Source organism: Arsukibacterium ikkense, from assembly GCF_000987775.1.
In the GTDB taxonomy this organism is placed as follows: domain Bacteria; phylum Pseudomonadota; class Gammaproteobacteria; order Enterobacterales; family Alteromonadaceae; genus Alishewanella; species Alishewanella ikkense.
In genome coordinates, this window is sequence record NZ_LAHO01000005.1 from 69,852 (window position 1) to 89,269 (window position 19,418).

Annotated in this window: 14 protein-coding genes; 9 read left to right on the forward strand and 5 right to left on the reverse strand. The window is 51.3% G+C overall.

All coding sequences use genetic code 11. The annotated features are described in order from the left end of the window. Positions 1-384 precede the first annotated feature (384 nt). Genes WG68_RS06860 through WG68_RS06875 form a run of 4 tightly spaced genes read left to right on the forward strand, consistent with a single transcriptional unit; the run spans position 385 to position 7,039 of the window. Positions 385-1,614, forward strand: coding sequence for an efflux RND transporter periplasmic adaptor subunit (locus WG68_RS06860; protein WP_046556935.1), 1,230 nt, complete (start codon positions 385-387; stop codon positions 1,612-1,614). Between the two features lies 1 nt (position 1,615). Further along, positions 1,616-5,098 (forward strand): efflux RND transporter permease subunit, encoded by a 3,483-nt coding sequence (locus tag WG68_RS06865; protein ID WP_046557050.1) that lies wholly within the window; start codon positions 1,616-1,618, stop codon positions 5,096-5,098. Further along, complete coding sequence (locus tag WG68_RS06870) at positions 5,098-6,729, forward strand: L-lactate permease (protein ID WP_046556936.1); 1,632 nt, start codon at positions 5,098-5,100, stop codon at positions 6,727-6,729. The genes WG68_RS06865 and WG68_RS06870 overlap by 1 nt, the downstream gene beginning before the upstream one ends. A gap of 52 nt (positions 6,730-6,781) precedes the next feature. Next, positions 6,782-7,039 (forward strand): putative signal transducing protein, encoded by a 258-nt coding sequence (locus tag WG68_RS06875; protein WP_046556937.1) that lies wholly within the window; start codon positions 6,782-6,784, stop codon positions 7,037-7,039. Here the strand turns inward: WG68_RS06875 and WG68_RS06880 are convergent. The 3 genes from WG68_RS06880 to pabB form a co-directional block, all read right to left on the reverse strand. Further along, positions 7,036-8,418 (reverse strand): L-serine ammonia-lyase, encoded by a 1,383-nt coding sequence (locus WG68_RS06880; RefSeq protein ID WP_046556938.1) that lies wholly within the window; start codon positions 8,416-8,418, stop codon positions 7,036-7,038. The two genes, WG68_RS06875 and WG68_RS06880, sit on opposite strands and share 4 nt — an antisense overlap. Positions 8,419-8,675: 257 nt before the next feature. Continuing rightward, positions 8,676-9,278 (reverse strand): CoA pyrophosphatase, encoded by a 603-nt coding sequence (locus WG68_RS06885; RefSeq protein WP_052748994.1) that lies wholly within the window; start codon positions 9,276-9,278, stop codon positions 8,676-8,678. Next, on the reverse strand, positions 9,268-10,656 hold the full coding sequence (gene pabB, locus WG68_RS06890) for an aminodeoxychorismate synthase component I (RefSeq protein ID WP_046556939.1): 1,389 nt from the start codon (positions 10,654-10,656) through the stop codon (positions 9,268-9,270). Before pabB ends, WG68_RS06885 begins: the two co-directional genes overlap by 11 nt. Before the next feature lie 98 nt (positions 10,657-10,754). Between pabB and WG68_RS06895 the strand changes: the two genes are divergently transcribed. From WG68_RS06895 to bktB, 4 genes are all read left to right on the forward strand, one after another. Then, the gene (locus WG68_RS06895; protein ID WP_046556940.1) at positions 10,755-12,287 is read left to right on the forward strand and encodes a fumarate hydratase; all 1,533 of its coding nucleotides are present in this window, start codon (positions 10,755-10,757) and stop codon (positions 12,285-12,287) included. A gap of 70 nt (positions 12,288-12,357) precedes the next feature. Beyond that, positions 12,358-14,397 carry a dipeptidyl-peptidase 5 gene (locus WG68_RS06900; protein ID WP_046556941.1) on the forward strand — a complete coding sequence of 680 codons (2,040 nt, stop codon included), beginning with the start codon at positions 12,358-12,360 and terminating at the stop codon, positions 14,395-14,397. A 162-nt stretch (positions 14,398-14,559) separates the two neighbouring features. Next, positions 14,560-15,015, forward strand: coding sequence for an MmcQ/YjbR family DNA-binding protein (locus WG68_RS06905; RefSeq protein ID WP_083981815.1), 456 nt, complete (start codon positions 14,560-14,562; stop codon positions 15,013-15,015). Further along, positions 15,002-16,189, forward strand: coding sequence for a beta-ketothiolase BktB (gene bktB, locus WG68_RS06910; protein WP_046556942.1), 1,188 nt, complete (start codon positions 15,002-15,004; stop codon positions 16,187-16,189). Before WG68_RS06905 ends, bktB begins: the two co-directional genes overlap by 14 nt. Before the next feature lie 19 nt (positions 16,190-16,208). Here the strand turns inward: bktB and WG68_RS06915 are convergent, their stop codons facing one another. Both WG68_RS06915 and WG68_RS06920 read right to left on the reverse strand, forming a co-directional pair. Then, positions 16,209-16,853 carry a DsbA family oxidoreductase gene (locus WG68_RS06915; RefSeq protein ID WP_046556943.1) on the reverse strand — a complete coding sequence of 215 codons (645 nt, stop codon included), beginning with the start codon at positions 16,851-16,853 and terminating at the stop codon, positions 16,209-16,211. A 97-nt stretch (positions 16,854-16,950) separates the two neighbouring features. Beyond that, positions 16,951-17,820, reverse strand: a complete 870-nt coding sequence (locus tag WG68_RS06920; protein ID WP_046556944.1) for a LysR family transcriptional regulator — start codon at positions 17,818-17,820, stop codon at positions 16,951-16,953. Positions 17,821-18,106: 286 nt separating this feature from the next. Between WG68_RS06920 and WG68_RS06925 the strand changes: the two genes are divergently transcribed. After that, positions 18,107-19,216 (forward strand): S-(hydroxymethyl)glutathione dehydrogenase/class III alcohol dehydrogenase, encoded by a 1,110-nt coding sequence (locus tag WG68_RS06925; protein WP_456059088.1) that lies wholly within the window; start codon positions 18,107-18,109, stop codon positions 19,214-19,216. Positions 19,217-19,418: the final 202 nt, after the last annotated feature.

The window sequence follows — 19,418 nt, forward strand, 5'->3', positions numbered from 1 at the left end:
ATGACTGAAAAATGACCAATCCGATCACTACTGCTACCATAAAGCAGGCTGTCGTCATCGGCAAATAATTTTAAGTTGTAGCGTTATAACCGGCATTCAAACAGCTGTTTAAAATATGGCTGTTTGTAACAAAATATTTTGCTGTTGCACTGAGTGCCAAAACCTTTTGCAAGGCGCCGCTTGTATTATAGATTATTCAGCTGTGTTCAAATGCTTATAAAGTGTGCTCTGTGGCATAGCTGAAAGATAATAAAGGGTTTTAGCAGCCAGGATGCCCGCTGGTGGTATGCTTGAAATCAGATACAAAGATTAACAGTCATAACAATACAATTGCTGCTGCAGCGATTAAGATACAGCAAGTTATAATTGACAGGTGGATAAGTCATGTCGTCCTTTTTCGTGAAAGTCATACTTCCGGTGCTGGTAGTGGTGTTCGCCATTGCTGCTGCAGTAGGTCTAGCCAAGTTACGTCAGCCCCCCGAGAAAACCGAAGAGAGCCGGCCAGCGATCCTGGTTAATGTTAGCGGTATCGAACCCGATAATGTGGTGTATCACATTAGTTCGCAGGGCATGGTCACGCCGAAATTGGAAACCAGTTTGGTTTCTGAAGTAAATGGTCGGGTGGTAATGGTTGCAGAGCAGTTTGTCGCTGGCGGCTTTTTTAATAAAGGTGACTTACTGGTGCGGGTGGAACAAAGCGATTATCTCACCAACGTGAAAGCTGCAGAGGCGGCACTGGCTAACAGCCAGGCGATGTTGGCGGAAGAGAAAGCCCGGGTCAAGGTGGCCGAGGAAGAATGGCGTTCTTTTACCAGCGGCACGGCGCCGGCGTTAGGTTTGCGCCAACCACAACTGGCCAGTGCCCTGGCCAGTGTCCAGTCCGCAGAAGCTGAGCTGGAACGGGTGAGGCGCGATCTTAGCCGCACAGAAATTCGCGCGCCCTATGATGGTATGGTGCGCAGCCGTGCGGCCAATCTTGGCCAGTTTATCAGCCGTGGTACGGTGCTGGGCAGTATCGTCGGTACCGATGTCGCGGAAATCCGCCTGCCATTAACCGATACCGATATGGCATTTTTAACCATGCCAGCTGCCACTGTTACCGAGAGTAACAAAGTGACGCTAACCAGCACCGTCGCGGGCCAGCAATTGAGCTGGCCCGCCACATTAGTAAGATCTGAAGGTATGCTGGACGAGCGCAGCCGGGTGATGTATGTGGTAGCCGAAGTGACCGACCCATACCAGCGGAAAAGTCAGGGCCAGCCAATATTGAACTTCGGCCGCTTTGTCGGAGCGAGTATTGTCGGTTCTCAGGCCGAGCAGGTTGTCAGAGTTGCCCGCCATTTATTGTTACCCGGCAATCAGATACTGGTGGTAGACAAGGATAATACCCTGCAGTTTCGTCAGGTTAGCGTCGATCGCGCAACGGCCCAGTTTGCCTATATTAAAGATGGCTTAGAGGTAACGGATCAATTGGCGCTGTCTGCTATTTCTAACCCGTTAGCTGGCACCGTAGTTCGGGTAGCAGGAGCCAGCCAGTCTATAGACGATACTGAGCAGCCAACCCAACTGGCTGATGCGGCGGCTAAAGCTGCAGCTGCGGTTAAGGGGCAATAATATGGATACCAACAAAGGTATTATTGCCTGGTTTGCCCGCAACAGTGTGGCGGCCAACTTATTAATGGCAATTATTCTGGTGGCCGGTGTTGCCTCGGCCTTAACCATTAAAAAACAGGCCTTTCCGGAGATAGAACTTGAAGTTGTTAACATCCGGGTAGCGTACCTGGGGGCGGCACCACAGGAAGTGGAAAGCGGGGTTATTGATAAAATTGAGCAAAGCCTGCGAGGGGTTAATGGTATTAAGCGTATCCGCTCTACCGCGGTAGAAGGACTGGCGACCATTCGGGCTGAGATTGCTTCCAATTATGATGTGCAGGAAGTGATGGATGAAATTAAGACCCAGGTTGGTTCTATTTCGTCCTTACCAGAACAAACTGAGCGGCCGGTAGTATACCGGGTCAGGTTTCAAAGCAATGTGATGTGGCTGTCGCTATATGGTGATGCGCCCGAGCGCACCTTAAAAGAGCTGGCCAAAGATATCCGCGATGAAATAAAAAAGCAGCCCGGCGTCAGTAAAGTTGATGTAGTGGCGGCCCGCGACTATGAGGTGGCGGTAGAGGTACCGGAGCTTAAATTAAAAGAATACGGCTTAACCCTGGATCAGGTAGTCGCTGCCATCCGGGCCAGCTCTGTTGATTTACCCGGCGGGGCTATTCGCTCAGAGAGCGGCAACATTTTACTACGTACCAAAGGCCAGGCTTATAATCAGGCCGATTTTGACAATATTGTTTTGCTGAAATTTACCGATGGCAGCCGTTTAACCCTGGGCGAAATTGCCACAGTCAATGATGGTTTTATTGAGCGCAGCCGTCTGGCAACCTTTGATGGCAAGAATAGCGTATCTATTCGCATTGATGCGGTCGGTGACGACGACACGCTGCAAATTGCTGATACCGTTAAACAATATGTTAAAGATAAAAAAGCCACTCTTCCGCCCAGTGTACAACTGGACTACTGGGGCGATTCCAGTTATTACCTGCAGGGCCGACTCGATTTAATGACCTATAATTTGCTTTATGGTGTGCTACTGGTGTTGCTGGCGTTAACACTGTTTCTGGAGTTTCGGGTCGCGTTCTGGGTCATGGTGGGTATTCCGGTGTGCTTTTTAGGCGCCCTGGCAATGTTGCCACTACCGATGTTTGGCGTATCGATCAATATGATCAGTTTATTCGGCTTTATTCTGGTACTGGGGATAGTGGTCGATGATGCAATTATTATCGGCGAAAGTGCCTATACCGAAATAGAGAAACGGGGTAAGTCGACTGAAGCTGTTATTGCTGGCGCCAAGAAAGTTGCCATGCCCGCCACCTTTGGCGTATTAACCACTATTGCTGCCTTTGTACCGATGTTAATGGTGGGCGGTGGCCAGTCGGCAATTTGGGAATCGATAGCCTGGGTTGTGGTGCTGTGCCTGGTGTTTTCAATTGTGGAATCTAAACTGATTTTGCCTACGCACATTGCCAATATGGACACCACTCCCTGGAACCCGGACAAAGGTGGCCTCTACGCCGCAGGCCGTTTTGGCAGCAATACCTTAAAACGGCTGCGCGAAGCGGTGTCACGCGGCCTGTTCCGCTTTATTCACAATAAATATAAGCCTTTTATTGAACATTGTATCCGGCTGCGCTACCTGACTATGGCCTGCTTTTTGGCGATGCTGATTTTAATGATTGGCGTGTTACAAGGCGGCTTTGTGCGTTGGGTTTTCTTTCCTGACATCCCAAGTGATTTTATTCAGGCCAATGTGCAAATGGAAGAGGGCGCCTCGAATGAGGCCACCGTGTTAGCGATGCAGGAAATTGAGCGGGCATTACTGCGCGCCAATGCGCAGCTGGGGCGCGAATTTAATGAAGATGTAATTAAACACCGGTTGGTATTTTTAAACAGCGATACCAGCGGCCAGTTGGTGGTTGAGCTGGAAAAGAGTGAAAAGCGCGAAATTGATGGCTTTGAAATTGCCCGGCGCTGGCGCGAGCAGGTGCCGGAAATTCCGGGCCTGAAATCCTTTAAGGTAAACAGCTCTACCATGGGCGGCGGCGGGGCCGATATTGCGCTGCAACTGCGCGGTACTAATCTGCAAAACCTGCAACTGGCCACCGAAGAGCTGAAAGCCCGATTGGCAGAATATGCCGGGGTGTTTGATATTGAAGATAACCTGCTGGGCGGCAATGATGAAATTGTGCTGGCATTAAAACCGGAGGCTGATTTACTGGGTATTAGCCTGGCTGATTTAGCCCGCCAGGTGCGCTATGGCTTTTATGGCGCCGAAGCGCAGCGGCTGCAGCGCAATGGCGAAGAAATAAAAGTGATGGTGCGCTACCCGCGTGAAGAGCGCCGCTCGATTGGTGACTTAGAAAATATGCGGATCCGCACGGCTAATGGCGGCGAAGTGCCGTTTTCCCGGGTGGCCAGCTACACCATGCAGCCAAGCTTCAGTGCCATTAACCGGGTGAATGGCGAGCGGGCGGTGACTATTACTGCTGCGGCTGATAAAACCCTGATTGAACCCGGGGTGGTGGTACGTGAAGTACAACGCAAAGTAATTAAAGAGCTGGAGCAAAAGTACCAGGGGGTAACCGGCTCGTTAGACGGTGCCAGCCAGGATGAAATTGATGCCCGGGTCGATTTAATGAAGGCGGCAGTGCTGGCGCTGTTTGCTATTTATGCACTGATGGCCATTCCGCTGAAATCGTACAGCCAGCCTTTGATTATTATGAGTGTGATCCCCTTTGGCCTAATTGGCGCCGTTATTGGTCATATGTTGCTTGGACTTAGCATGAGTATTATGTCAATTTTCGGCCTGGTGGCACTGGCCGGGGTCGTGGTGAATGACAGCCTGATTATGGTCGACTTTGTCAACCGGGCGCGGGCCCAGGGCATTGCCATACGTCAGGCTGTGGTTGAAGCGGGTACGCAGCGCTTTCGGGCAATCTTGCTGACTTCGCTAACCACCTTTGTTGGCCTGGCGCCAATCGTACTGGAGCGCAGCTTACAGGCGAAAATTGTGGTACCGATGGCAGTATCGCTGGCTTTTGGTATTTTATTTGCCACGGTAATTACCCTGGTGCTGATCCCGGCATTGTATGTGATTCTGGAAGATACCAAAAAGACCGTGCCGCAGGCGTTTGGCAGTTTTGGCAGAGCCATTCGCAGCTATGCGGTGTTTAACCAGCCAGACAGCCGGCGTGAATTCTGGCAGTTTTTCTGGGTGCATATCGTGCTGCTGCTGGTATTGCTGATAGTGGATAGCATAGTTGCCAGTATAGGCTTGCTACCAAACGGTGTGCTCGGTCTGAGCTATTTAATTGCTATGACTCTGCCAATTACTGCTGCAATTTGTCGCCGGTTACAAGGATTGCGCCTGAGCCGTTGGTGGGCATTACTATTACTTATTCCGCTGCTGGGATTGCTGATCCTGTTACTGATGTCGTTGTTTGAACATGACCAAACGGCAACCAATGAGGGTTACCAACTAAGCTGATGACAGTGCTGCAATGGTTAACAGCGGCGATGCCGTTGTTAAGTGTGTTTATGTTGCTGGTGTTGCTGCGAATGCCGGCCCGCCGGGCCATGCCCATCAGTTTGCTTGTTTGTACGTTGCTGGCTTACCTGGTATGGCAAATGCCCGCCGTGCAGCTGGCGGCTGCTGCGGCCGAGGGGCTGGTGATTGCTGCCACTATTTTATGGATAGTGTTTGGCGCTATTTTATTACTGAACGTGTTACAGCAAACCGGCGCTATTGATGTTATTAAAGCCGGTTTTGGCGCCATTTCCCCTGACAAACGGGTGCAACTAATTATCATTGCCTGGTTATTTGGCAGCTTTTTAGAAGGTGCGGCGGGTTTTGGCACGCCTGCGGCTATCGCAGCCCCTTTGCTGGTAGCACTTGGCTTTACGCCATTATCAGCAGTGGTGCTGGCGCTGGTTGCCGATTCCAGTGCGGTGTCTTTTGGTGCAGTGGGTACGCCGGTGCTGGTCGGTATTGCGCAGGGCGTGCCGGGTATTGCTGTTGATGAAGTGTTGCAGGTCGCACTCACCGCCATCAGTATCGATATTGCTGTGGCGTCCTGGTTGCCCTTATTGATGGTCGTAATGTTAACCCGCTTTTTTAGCGCTAAGCGCAGCTGGCGGGATGGCCTGGCGATAGCCCCTTTTGCCTTGTTAAGTGGTTTAGCTTTTACCGTGCCAGCGTACCTGGTGGCGTTGTTGCTGGGGCCTGAATTTCCTTCAGTTCTGGGGGCGCTGATAGGCCTGGCGGTAGTTTGCACCGCGGCCCGCTACAGGGTTTTATTACCCGCCAGGCCCTGGTTATTTGCCAGCTCGCCAGCTGATACTTTGCCACGTGAAAATAGTCCAGCTGAACAACCGGCTCCGTCAGGTTTTGTTAGCACACCAAGCATGCCCTTGTGGCGCGCCTGGCTGCCTTATGTGTTAGTGGCAGCATTATTGGTGTTAAGCCGGATGCCGGGTTTACCGCTGAAACAGAGTTTGCAGCAATTAGCCTGGCAGTGGCCGGCGATTTTTGGCACTGAGCTTAGCGTATCGGTAAGCCCGTTATACCTGCCCGGTACCTTATTTGTGCTGGTGGCCATTGTCAGTTGTTTTTTACTGCGTGGCTCAAGCAGTATGTTATGGGCGTCTTGCCGGCACAGTGGCCGCATGCTGCTACCTTCAGCTATCGCCCTGGCCGGTGCGGTACCGATGGTGCGGATTTTTCTGCAATCTGACGTTAATGGCGCTGGCTTGCCGGCTATGCCATTAGCGCTGGCAGCCGAGGCAGCGCGATATCTGGCCGATAGCTGGCTGTGGTTTGCGCCCTTTGTTGGTGCCTTAGGTTCTTTTATTGCCGGCTCCGCTACGTTCTCCAATTTAATGTTTGGCAGTTTTCAGCAAGCCATGGCCGCTGAAGCGGGCCTGGCGCCAACGCTGGTGCTGGCGCTGCAAATGCTGGGCGCTAATGCCGGTAATATGATTTGTGTGGTGAACGTGGTGGCCGCAGCCAGCGTAGTTAACCTGCAGGGCCGCGAGGGTGATATTATCCGTTATACTTTGTGGCCGATGTTATTTTACTGTGTGGCAGCAAGCAGCGTCGCCTGGCTATTATTTGTTTAAGGCTGGTTTACATGACACTGCTTTTTAGAAGGCGGCTTTATTTAGGGAAAGTATGAAAATAATTTTTAAAGCTAACGATATTATAGAAGCGCATATTGTCGCCGGTATGCTGCAGTCATATGGTATAGAGGCGCACGTGGGTGGCCATTATTTGCAAGGCGCAGTAGGTGACTTGGCGCCGCTGGGCATTGCTAATATTTTGGTATCAGATGCCGACGTTGTCCAGGCTGAGCAGATCATTGCTGAATACCAAGATGGCGCTAGCAGCAGCGAACCGGATGATCCGCTGCTACTGCCTGAGCCGGGTTAGCACTCAATAATATTAACCGCCAGGCCGCCACGCGACGTTTCCTTGTACTTGGTTTGCATATCGCGCCCGGTATCCCACATGGTTTTAATCACTTTATCCAGTGACACTTTCTGATCGCCACTGCCGCGCAGCGCCAGCCGTGAGGCATTAATAGCCTTGATTGAGCCCATGGCATTACGCTCAATGCAAGGCACCTGCACCAAACCGCCAACCGGATCGCAGGTTAAGCCGAGGTTATGCTCCATGCCTATTTCAGCAGCATTTTCAACATGCAGCGGCGTACCACCCTGAATTTCAGTTAATGCAGCTGCAGCCATCGAGCAGGCCACGCCCACTTCGCCCTGACAGCCCACTTCGGCACCTGAGATAGAGGCGTTTTTCTTATATAAAATGCCAATAGCGGCCGCGGTAAGCAGGTAGCGGGTGGCAATTTCCGGGCTAACCGGCTGAATAAACTTATCAACATACATCAGCACCGCCGGAATAATACCAGCCGCGCCGTTGGTTGGCGCAGTAACTACCCGGCCACCGGCTGCATTTTCTTCGTTTACCGCCAATGCAAACAAATTTACCCAGTCCATTACCTGCAACGGGTCGTTACTTTTTTCGGAAATTAACCGCTTATACAACGCCGGTGCCCGCCGTTTCACCTTTAAGCCACCCGGTAAAATGCCTTCGGTTTTAATGCCGCGGTCAATACAGGCGCGCATGGTCAGCCAGATATTATTCAGCTCGCTTTCAATCTGCGCCGGGCTGCGCAGTACTTTTTCGTTTTCCAGCATTAAGCCAGACACCGACAAGCCGTGCTCTTTACACAAGGCCAATAATTCTGCACCAGATTCAAACGGGAAGGGCGGCGGGTTAGCTGCGGCAAACTGGCTGGCAGCTTGTTTTTCTTTGGCAAAATCTTCGGCTTTAACAATAAAGCCGCCGCCTATTGAAAAGTACACTTCGCGCAGTAATTCATGTTTGCTGCTGTCAAAGGCCACCAGCTCCATACCGTTAGAATGTTCTTTTAGCGTTTTGCGCCGGTGAAATACGATGGCGCCGTCGCGGGCAAATTTTACGCTCTGGCGTTGTGCCAGCTGCAGTTGCTGGCTGTCGTGCACCTGTTTTAGTAAGCCGTCGATGGTATCCGGGTCGACGGTTTCTGGTAAATAGCCAGATAAGCCGAGGATCACCGCCTTACCCGTACCGTGACCAATGCCGGTCTGGCCCAACGAGCCATACAGCTCAACTTTAATACTGGCTACCTGTTCCAGCAAGGATGCTTCACAGAGGTTATCGGTAAATTTTTTGGCGGCGCGCATCGGCCCTACAGTGTGCGAACTGGAGGGGCCAATGCCAATACTAAACATGTCAAAAGCACTGATAATCATAGGGGTATCTATTAGTTTATTTTATGAAATTGCGGCTATTGTAACGGAAGCAGGCCACTACTGTAAGCAGGGTGGTAACTGGTCGGGTGTTATTACTAAATGTATCACCGAATGGCCGAACCGGACCCGGTTTGCTCACGCTAACACGCCGTAAACCCATCCCTGGGGGCTCGTTTCCGCCCGTCCAGGGCTTCAACGGTTAGCTTAGAGCAAACCGAGTCCTGTTTACGCAGTAGATTCGTAAAGAAAAGATTACGTTATTTGAGCTGCAAACACAGCTGATGCATAATGGCGGCGGTGGCGCCCCAGATAAACTTATCCTGATACGGCATAAAATGCAGTTGCCGGGTTTTGCCCTGCAGGGTAAGCGCGAGTTGATGACGATTATCTTGTGGCAGAAAATGGCTAAGGGGTACCTCAAATACCGCTGCTACTTCTGATACCTGTAACTGCAAGCCGCGTTGCGGGCTGATTATGCCAACCCAGGGCTCGATAATAAAACCGGTGCTGGTGTCTTGCGCCGGTAAACGCCCAAGCAGAGTGACTTCCGTACTGGCCAGGCCTATTTCCTCTTCGGCTTCACGCAGCGCTGCCTGGCTGCTGCTTTCGCCAGGTTCTATCCGCCCGCCCGGAAAGCTGATTTGCCCCGGGTGATGGCGCAGGTGCAGGGCGCGTTGGGTAAACAACACTTTAAGCTGATGGCCATAGTCGACAATCGGCACCAGCACAGCGGCATGCTGAGACGTTGACCGGGTGCTGTTGGTTAACGGCACCGGGCCTTTTTGCACCGACAGCGGGCTAGCCGCCGTCAGTGTATTGCGGGTTAATACAAAGCGGCTGCAAAACTGCTCAGCCAGCATCGGCAACTTCCTGAGTTCTATTCAGGTTAGCCAGCACTGGTAATATCTTGTTTACCTTATCTAAGGTTTCCTGATATTCGCTCTGTGCTTCCGAATCGGCAACAATGCCGCCACCGGCCCAGCAGTGCATCACTCCGTCGCTGCCAACCAGGGTGCGAATAGCAATGTTGGTATCCATATCGCCATTGTTATTAATATAGCCAATGGCACCGCAATATACTGAGCGCCGGTGCGGCTCGAGTTGTTCAATGATCTGCATTGCTGCCACCTTGGGTGCGCCGGTAATAGAGCCGCCCGGAAAAGCGCCGCGCAATAAATCACAGGCGCTGTAGTGGCTGGCCAGAGTGCCGGTTACGGTACTGACTAAATGATGTACTGCCGGGAAGCTTTCAATGGCAAATAATTGCGGCACCTCAACGCTGCCCACACTGCAGACTTTGCCCAGATCATTACGCAGTAAATCAACAATCATTACATTTTCGGCCCGATCTTTTTCAGCCTGTTGCAGCTGGACGGCGGCTTGTTTATCTAACTCTGGGTTACTGTGGCGGGGACGGGTGCCTTTAATCGGTTTGGTTTCTACCTGGCGGTTTTTCAGTTGTAAAAACCGCTCAGGCGAAATACTGAGTACCGCACCCTGTTCCAAGCGGATAAAGGCCGAAAAAGGGGCGGCGTTAGCGTCACGCAAAGCCAGGTAGGCTTGCCATTCGTCGCCCTGATAGGCTGCACTAAAACGCTGCGCCAGATTAATCTGGTAGCAGTTGCCGCTGAGTAAATGCTGCTGAATTTGGGCAAAGCGCTGGTTATAGTGCTGCTGGCTCAGATTCGCCTGCCATGGCGTAGTCAGGGTAAAGGGGGCCACGTTGCTTAGCTGTTGCAGCTGATATTGCAGTTGCTGCCAGCGCTGAGCGGCATTGGCGCTATAATCGACACACCATAGCTGTTGCTGTTGCTTATCTAACACCAGCGCCCAGCTATAAAGGCCGACTGCCATATCTGGCAGCTGAATATCCTGCTCGCTAAGCGCAGGTAGTTGTTCCAGATAACGGCCTAAATCGTAGCCAAAGTAACCCAGCGCACCACCGGTAAAAGGCAGTTCGCTGACGGCAGCTACCGGGAAATAGCGCTTTAGTGCACAATCTAATACGGTAAAAGGGTCTTCTTGGTAATCGTGGCTGCCGTGCTCGTCACGTAAGGTGGTAATGCCGTTTTTGGCAGTTAAGGTAGCCAAGGGTTGCATTACCATGATCTGGTAGCGACTGTTCGGATGGCCGGTTGCAGCAGAGTCGAGCAACATGGCCCATGGCTGACTGGCAAAACAGGCAAAATAGTCAGCCAAATCCTCTGGCGCGTTCTGTGGAATTAAATACTGCTGCATAGAAGGGCTAGCCGCTGTTTTCGATGCGGGGTATCATACCAGCACAGCTAATAATAGTTAATGGCTAAGCCAGTTTAGACAATAAAGGAAACGTAAGCATGACGGTAATTCGCCAACAAGACTTTATCGAGAGTATTGAAGATGCGTTGCAGTATATCTCGTACTATCATCCGCTGGATTTTATTCAGGCGCTGGAACAGGCTTACCATAAAGAGCAGAACCAGGCAGCGAAAGACGCTATTGCTCAAATTCTGATTAATTCGCGGATGTCGGCCGAAGGCCACCGGCCTATTTGTCAGGATACCGGCATTGTCACCTGTTTTGTTAAAATTGGCATGGATGTCAAATGGGATAAAACCGACCTGACTGTGCAGCAAATGGTCGACGAAGGCACCCGTCGAGCCTACTTAAACCCTGACAACCCGCTGCGCGCCTCTATTGTGGCAGACCCGGCCGGCGCGCGCAAAAACACCAAAGACAATACGCCTGCCGTGGTGCATATCGATTTAGTCGCCGGCCATCATGTGGAAGTGATGATTGCTGCCAAAGGCGGTGGCTCTGAAAATAAAACTAAAATGGCCATGCTTAACCCGTCTGATTCTATTGTTGACTGGGTGCTGGAAACCTTACCGAAAATGGGCGCCGGCTGGTGTCCGCCAGGTATGTTAGGTATCGGCATTGGCGGTACCGCCGAAAAAGCCGCTGTGCTGGCCAAAGAGTCACTGATGGAGCCGGTAGATATTCAGCAGTTAATCGATAAAGGTGCAGAAACTGCTGATGAGAAACTGCGCTTAGAGCTGTATGAAAAAGTAAACAAACTGGGCATTGGCGCTCAGGGCTTAGGTGGTTTAACTACGGTGGTAGATGTAAAAATTAACAGCGTGCCCACCCATGCTGCCAGCTTACCAGTGGTGATGATCCCAAACTGCGCCGCAACCCGTCATTTGCACTTTCATCTGGATGGCAGTGGCCCGGCCGATATTAAGCCGCCAAAACTGGAAGATTGGCCACAGGTGACCTGGGAGCTGGGGGCCAATGTACGCCGGGTGAACCTGGATACCATTACTCCGGCTGATGTACAAAGCTGGCAGGCCGGTGAAACCGTGCTGTTAAGCGGCAAAATGCTGACTGGCCGCGATGCTGCCCATAAACGGATTGCCGATATGCTGAATAAAGGCGAAGGTTTACCAGAAGGGGTAGACCTGCGTAACCGCTTTATTTACTACGTCGGCCCGGTGGATGCGGTACGGGATGAAGTAGTAGGCCCGGCCGGCCCGACGACTGCCACCCGGATGGATAAATTTACCGAAATGATGTTATCGCAAACTGGTTTACTGGGCATGATTGGTAAATCAGAGCGCGGCGATCTGACAGTAGAGAGCATTAAGAAACACAAAGCGGTGTATTTAATGGCAGTGGGCGGCGCAGCCTATCTGGTGTCAAAAGCCATTAAAAAGTCCCGGGTAGTGGCTTTTGCCGACTTAGGTATGGAAGCCATTTACGAGTTTGAAGTAGAGGATATGCCGGTAACTGTAGCGGTAGACTCCAACGGTAATAACGTGCATAAGCAAGGCCCGGCGATCTGGAAAGCCAATATTGCCGATCTGGATGCCAAGCTAAAGGCAAAATAATAACAATATAATCGCGCCGGCTGATCCCGGCGCTTTGCTTTGATTTTGAACATGCCCAAGGGGAGCGAACATGAAATACTCACTGATGCTGCTAAGTGCCTTAGCTGCAGCAACGATGGCGGCGCCACTAGCAGCGAAGGCGCCGTTGACGGTAGAACACCTGAACCAGTTTAATAAAATAAATGCCATTAGCTTATCAAGCGATGGCCGCTACCTGGCCTATGTACAGAGCAATGGCGGCTTTGCCCCGGCAGATCTCAGCACCGATATTTATCTAAAAGATTTGCGTCAGAACGGCCCGGCGCGGCGCTTAACCCAAAGCGCCAGCAGCGAGCGGGCGCTGGCCTTCAGCCAGGATGGCCAGAGCTTATACTTTATCGCGAATCGCAGTGGCAGTAATCAGGTATGGCGTTTGCCGCTAAACGGCGGTGAGGCGCTGCAGCTTACCGATTTACCGCTACCGGTTGAGGGCTTTAAAGTAGCTGCCGACGGTAAAACCCTGGCCTTGGCGCTTTCAGTATTGCCGGGTTGTGACAGCCTTAAGTGTACCGTGGATGCTAAAGCAAGCGACAACGAACGCAAAGACAGTGCCCTGGCGTATGACAGCCTGATGGTCAGACACTGGGATCACTGGCGCACGCCTTATCGCAGCCAGCTGCATGTTGCCGCTATTGGTGAGACGGTTGTTAGTGCCATTACGGATGCTAAAAACCTGATTAGTGATTGGGATACCGATATTGCCGGTATGGCCGAGGTGGCGTTTACCCCGGACAACCAGCATCTGGTATTCAGTGCCAAAGCACCGGGTAAGGATCAGGCCTGGCATACCAATTTTGATATTTTCCAGGTGTCAGTCAACGGCGGCGAGAAAATTAACTTAACTGCTGACAACCAAGCCTGGGATGCCAAGCCTAAATTCTCGTCAGATGGTCGCTTTATGGCGTATATGGCGATGACCAAACCAGGCGCTGAAGCCGATCGCTTTGGCCTGATGTTACTGGATATGGTGACCGGGCAGCGTAAAGAGCTGGCGGCTGATTTTGACCGCTCGGTCAGTGATTTCCAGTTTGGCCCGGATAACCGCACAATTTATGTCACCAGCCAGGATGTAGGCCAGTATAGTATTTTTGCCATAAACACCAGTTTTGGTGATGTGCGTAAAGTCTACGGCAATGGTTATGCGGGCAACTTACAGGTAGCCAGCGACAAACTGGTGTTTACTAATCACCGGCTGGATATGCCGGCTGAAGTGTTTCAGATTAGTACCGATGGTGGCCAGCTAACTCAGCTTACCAATATCAATGCGAAATGGCGTGAACAAGTGCAATTTGGTGATTACGAGCAATTCAGCTTTAAAGGCGCCAATGATGCCACGGTGTACGGTTATCTGGTAAAACCGTGGAATTTTGATGCCAAGAAAAAATACCCGATGGCATTTTTAGTGCACGGCGGCCCGCAGGGTAGTTTTGGTAATATGTTTAATGAGCGCTGGAACGCCCAAATGTATGCGGCCAAAGGTTATGCAGTGGTGATGGTCGATTTTCATGGCTCTACCGGTTATGGCCAGGCCTTTACCGATGCCATCAGCCGCGATTGGGGCGGCAAGCCATTAATTGATCTGCAAAAAGGCTTTGAATATATCGTTAAAGCCCAGCCCTGGATTGACGGCAACCGTGCCTGTGCCTTAGGTGCCTCGTACGGCGGCTATATGATGAACTGGATTGCTGGTAACTGGCCAACGGGCTTTAAATGTCTGGTTAACCACGCCGGTTTATACGATATGCCAAGCTTTTATGGCAGCACTGAAGAGCTGTGGTTTCCGGAATATGATTTAGGCGGTACGGCCTGGGATGCTGAGTCTGACTACCAGAAATTTAACCCAGCGGCTCATGCGGATAAATGGCAAACGCCGATGCTGGTGATCCATGGCTTAAAAGATTACCGGGTGCCTTATGCTCAGGGGTTAGGTGCTTTTACCAACCTGCAACGCAAGGGTATTGATTCACGCTTAGTTATTTTCCCGGATGAAAACCACTGGATCTTAAATAAAGACAACAGAGTGCGCTGGTACGGTGAAGTGTTTGAGTGGCTGGAGAAGTACACTAAATAAGAGAAGTGCAGTAAGCCAAGACTCCGGTGACTGCAGAAGTCGGTTTGCTCACGCTGACACGCCGTAAACCCATCCCTGGGGGCTCGTTTCCGCCCGTCCAGGGCTTCAACGGTCAGCTTAGAGCAATCCGACTCCTGCCTTTCAATTAAAGGTATGCGTCCAATGTTCGACTTTCAGCAATGCCGTGATTACTGCCTGATGCAGCTGCAAAGCGCGGAAGACTTCCCGTTTGGGCCGGATGCTTATGTGTATAAAGTGGCGGGTAAAATTTTCGCTATTTTAGGCGAAGAGCAGGACATCGCCCGGGTAAATTTAAAATGCGACCCGACCGAGGCGTTAATGCTACGCGATATTTTTGCCGCTATTAGCCCTGGTTATCATATGAATAAACAGCACTGGAACACGGTGTTGCTTGATGGCAGCGTGCCAGACAACGAAATTAAACGGCAAATAGACAATTCTTACCGACTGATCGTTAAAAGCCTGCCAAAAGCAAAACGTGGTGATTCGCTGATGGCAGCTTTAGCCGGTTTTGATAAAGATTTTATCACTGAATTAGAAAAAAACAGCCAAACAGATAATTTGCCAATATTCGGAAGTGATAATGCAACTGACTGATATTGTTATTTTAGATGGGGCCCGCACGGCTATTGGTAGCTTTGCTGGCAGTCTTGCCGGTTTAAGTCCGGCAGAGCTTGGCACGGCGGCGGCCAGCGCAGCAATCAGCCGCTCTGCGGTGGCAGCGAAGGATATCGACCATGCCGTGTTTGGCCATATCATTACCACCGGCGCTGCAGATGCATATCTGGCACGGCATATCGCACTGAGTAGCGGTATGTTAGCGTCGTCTGCGGCCTTCAATGTTAATCGCCTATGTGGCTCTGGCGTGCAGGCGGTGATATCGGCCGCACAACTGATCCAACTGGGGCAAAGCAAAATAGCCCTGGCCGGCGGCGCAGAAAGTATGAGCAACGGCGCTTATTTGCTGCCTAACGCCCGGCGCGGCCTGCGCATGGGCCACAGCAGCGTAACCGACCTAACGCTGGGCATTTTAACCGACCCTTTTGGCAGCGGCCATATGGGGGTTACTGCCGAAACCATTGCCGGCCAGTATGGCTTAAGCCGTGCAGATTTAGATGGCTTTGCTGCGCTAAGCCATAGCCGGGCAGCGTATGCGCAGCAGCAGGGCTACTTTACTGAGCAAATAGTGCCCATTACGGTTAAAGTGGGCCGCAGCGACAGCGTGTTTAACCAGGACGAGCATATCCGGCCGGATACCAGCATTCATAGCTTAGCTAAGTTAAAACCGGCCTTTAAAAAAGACGGTATTGTGACTGCCGGCAATGCCTCTGGCTTAAATGATGGTGCCGCCGCCATGCTGTTAACCACTATGGCTGAAGCGAACCAGCGTGGTTTACGCCCACAGGCCCGGCTGCTGGCTTATGCTTTTGCCGGGGTGGAACCCGGCGTAATGGGGTTGGGCCCGATACCGGCAGTGCGACAGGTACTGGCGCAAAGCGGCTTAACGATTGCTGACTTGGATGTGATTGAATCAAATGAAGCTTTTGCTGCGCAGGCCATGGCGGTGAGTCAGACGCTGGGCTTTGACCCGGCGAAGGTAAACCCCAATGGCGGCGCTATTGCGTTGGGCCATCCGGTTGGCGCAACAGGGTCAATTTTAATTATTAAATTGCTGGCTGAACTTAAACGCACCGGCGGCCGCTATGGCTTGGTAACCATGTGTATCGGCGGCGGGCAGGGTATAGCGCTGCTGCTGGAATCGTTGCAATAGCGCTACAGTTTGCCGGTGCTTAAGCACTTTCGCTGGCGATTTGTTGCAGCGATTGAGCCAGTTGCTCTGGCTCCTGGGCGCCGGAAATCAGGTATTTATTGTTAATAATAAAGGCCGGTACAGATGAAATGCCAGCCTGCTGGTATTTGGCAATATCTGTTGTCACAGTATCAGCGTAGTCATTACCTGTCAGGATCCGCTGCGCTTCCGCTTTGTCCAATCCAGCCTGTGCCGCGCAAGCCGCTAACACCTCTTTGTCTGAAACATCTTTTGCTTCACCAAAGTAAGCGTCAAATAAAGCCTGCTTCATCTCTGTTGCTTTATTTTCGGTGGCCGCCCATTTCACCAGGCGGTGGGCATCAAAGGTATTGCAGGTAAAACGTTGCTGCATTTTGTGAAAATTAAGACCAAGCTTGGCAGCAATATTCATCATATTGGCCTGGGCAGCGCGCATTTCATCTTCACTGCGGCCATATTTGCGACTTAGTGCCGGCAATATCGGTTCTTGCGGTGCATTTTTATCCGGGTTCAGTTCAAAGGCATGCCACTCCAGTTCAACGCTAAGATCTGGCAACGAAGCCAGTGCCTGCTGCAGCCGGGCGTAACCTATTGCACACCAGGGGCAGGCAATATCAGATACTAAATCAATTTTCAGGTTGGGCATGCTGGCGATACCTCGCAATTTGCCTGGTTAATGTCATTGGTTCAGACGTTATCATAACAGTGTATAAGCAACCAGCCGGCTTGCTGTAAAGCGGCTATTACGCAAGTTTAGCAGCCAGAAAGTCGACCAGTACCCGTACCTTGGCCGATAAATGGCGGTTTTGCGGATAGATTGCCCAAATGCCATCATCCGGTTGGCGCAGTGCGTTCAGCACCGCCACCAGTTCACCGCTTTGCAGTTTATCTTGCAGGTAGTAGTCGGGTAGTTGCACCAAACCCAAGCCTTTTAATGCGGCATCGAGCAGCGCCACGCCACTATTACAGTTAATCCGGCCCTGTGGTTTAAATTGCAATATTTTACCCTGTTGGCTAAAGCGCCACTGCGCTACGGTGCCGGTTAAACACTGATGCGCTGCCAGATCATCAATCGTCAGCGGTATGCCATGCTCTGCCAGATAAGCCGGTGAGGCCACCACGTATTGGGTGCGGCTGGCCAATTTGCGGGCGATCAGGCTGGAGCTTTCCAAGGTACCCAGCCGGATCGCCAGGTCAAAACCGCCCTGAATTAAATCGAGCTTATTGTTCGATAGTTGTAAATCCAGTTCGGTATCAGGGTAAAGCTTTAAAAAATCATGTAGCAGCGGCGCGATGCGGGTTTCACCATAAAATACCGGCGCGGTGAGTTTAATTAACCCGCGGGGTGTGGCCTTTAAATTTGCCAGGGTACGGTTAGCTTCCTCCAGGCTACTGACCAAATGGCGGCAATGCTGTAAATACAGGCTGCCTTCTTCGGTCAGGTTGACATTGCGGGTGGTGCGATACAACAGCTTAATAGCCAGTTGCTGCTCCAGCTCGGCAATATTGCGGCTGACCTGAGCCACTGAAATACCCAGCTGTTTTGCAGCTTTAGTAAAGCTGTGGTGATCAGCCACGGCGACAAATTCGCTAATTCCGGTCCATTGTTTCATAAGTTTCTCATAGTAGCTGCTTATTTATCCCAGGCTGCTTGCGTTACAACGCCCGTCCTGGCTCACCACAGCAACTCGCTCGCGCTGGCACGCTCACTCAGACACTCTGTGGTGCCCAGATCGGGGTTCTAACCGCAGCCTTCACAACGTTATTGTTGCAAATTCGCAAAACTAATTTGCATTTTATCTGTATTAACCCTGATATGGAAAAGATAAAAAACGCGTTATAGTTATAGCCGTTAAATTTTAAATTGCCGAGTTGTTAAAAGGATACCTTATGAAGATGATTAAAACCCGCGCCGCCGTGGCCTGGGGCCCAGGCCAGCCATTATCGATTGAAGAAGTGGATTTAATGCCACCACAAAAAGGTGAAGTACTGGTAAAAATTATCGCCAGTGGCGTCTGTCATACCGATGCCTTTACCTTGTCAGGCGAGGATCCTGAAGGCATTTTCCCGGCGATTTTAGGCCATGAAGGCGGTGGTATTGTTGAGGCCGTAGGCGAGGGCGTTACTTCAGTGGCGGTGGGCGATCATGTTATTCCGCTCTATACACCGGAGTGTGGTAAATGTAAGTTTTGTTTATCCGGCAAAACTAACCTGTGTCAGGCGATTCGTGCTACCCAGGGCAAAGGTTTAATGCCAGACGGTACTACCCGGTTTTCAAAAGACGGTAAGCCAATTTACCACTATATGGGCACTTCTACCTTCTCGGAGTACACAGTGCTGCCGGAAATCTCCCTGGCAAAAATTAATAAAGAAGCACCGCTGGAAAAAGTTTGCCTGCTTGGCTGTGGCGTTACCACCGGCATGGGCGCAGTAATGAATACGGCAAAAGTGAAAGAGGGCGATACCGTAGCGGTATTTGGCCTGGGCGGTATTGGTTTATCAGCCATTATTGGCGCGGTAATGGCTAAAGCCAGCCGGATTATTGCCATTGATATTAACGAAGATAAGTTTGATATTGCCAAAAAGCTGGGTGCCACTGATGTGATAAACCCGAAAAAATTCGATAAGCCGATTCAGGAGGTGATTGTTGAGATGACCGATGGCGGTGTCGATTTTTCCTTTGAGTGTATCGGCAACGTTAATGTGATGCGCTCGGCGCTGGAATGCTGCCATAAGGGCTGGGGCGAGTCGGTGATTATTGGTGTGGCCGGTGCTGGCCAGGAAATTTCAACCCGGCCGTTTCAGTTGGTGACCGGCCGGGTATGGCGCGGTACCGCTTTTGGCGGCGTAAAAGGGCGCAGCGAACTGCCAGATTATGTCGAGCGCTATTTAAAAGGCGAGTTTGAGCTGGATACCTTTATTACCCACACGATGCCACTGGAGCGGATTAACGAAGCCTTTGATTTAATGCATGAAGGTAAGTCGATCCGTACCGTGATTCATTTTTAAGTTGATCTTAGGTAGGACGTATTACAACGCCCGCCCTGGCTTGCCACAGCAACTATGCCGGGCTATCCTGCCCGACACCGGAGGCCAGCTGAAGCTGTTCAAATTCGTTCCTGACGAATTTGTCGCCTTTGCTGGTTTCTTTCAGACACTCTGTGGCGACCAGAACGGGGTTCTAATCCTCTCTGGTCGTCATCAGTAAGGA

Excerpts from the sequence above, each read along its gene's own strand:
- WG68_RS06860 (WP_046556935.1), top strand. The coding sequence starts at position 385 with ATGTCGTCCTTTTTCGTGAAAGTCATACTTCCGGTGCTGGTAGTGGTG.
- WG68_RS06865 (WP_046557050.1), top strand. The coding sequence starts at position 1,616 with ATGGATACCAACAAAGGTATTATTGCCTGGTTTGCCCGCAACAGTGTG.
- WG68_RS06870 (WP_046556936.1), top strand. The coding sequence starts at position 5,098 with ATGACAGTGCTGCAATGGTTAACAGCGGCGATGCCGTTGTTAAGTGTG.
- WG68_RS06875 (WP_046556937.1), top strand. The coding sequence starts at position 6,782 with ATGAAAATAATTTTTAAAGCTAACGATATTATAGAAGCGCATATTGTC.
- WG68_RS06880 (WP_046556938.1), bottom strand. The coding sequence starts at position 8,418 with ATGATTATCAGTGCTTTTGACATGTTTAGTATTGGCATTGGCCCCTCC.
- WG68_RS06885 (WP_052748994.1), bottom strand. The coding sequence starts at position 9,278 with ATGCTGGCTGAGCAGTTTTGCAGCCGCTTTGTATTAACCCGCAATACA.
- pabB (WP_046556939.1), bottom strand. The coding sequence starts at position 10,656 with ATGCAGCAGTATTTAATTCCACAGAACGCGCCAGAGGATTTGGCTGAC.
- WG68_RS06895 (WP_046556940.1), top strand. The coding sequence starts at position 10,755 with ATGACGGTAATTCGCCAACAAGACTTTATCGAGAGTATTGAAGATGCG.
- WG68_RS06900 (WP_046556941.1), top strand. The coding sequence starts at position 12,358 with ATGAAATACTCACTGATGCTGCTAAGTGCCTTAGCTGCAGCAACGATG.
- WG68_RS06905 (WP_083981815.1), top strand. The coding sequence starts at position 14,560 with ATGTTCGACTTTCAGCAATGCCGTGATTACTGCCTGATGCAGCTGCAA.
- bktB (WP_046556942.1), top strand. The coding sequence starts at position 15,002 with ATGCAACTGACTGATATTGTTATTTTAGATGGGGCCCGCACGGCTATT.
- WG68_RS06915 (WP_046556943.1), bottom strand. The coding sequence starts at position 16,853 with ATGCCCAACCTGAAAATTGATTTAGTATCTGATATTGCCTGCCCCTGG.
- WG68_RS06920 (WP_046556944.1), bottom strand. The coding sequence starts at position 17,820 with ATGAAACAATGGACCGGAATTAGCGAATTTGTCGCCGTGGCTGATCAC.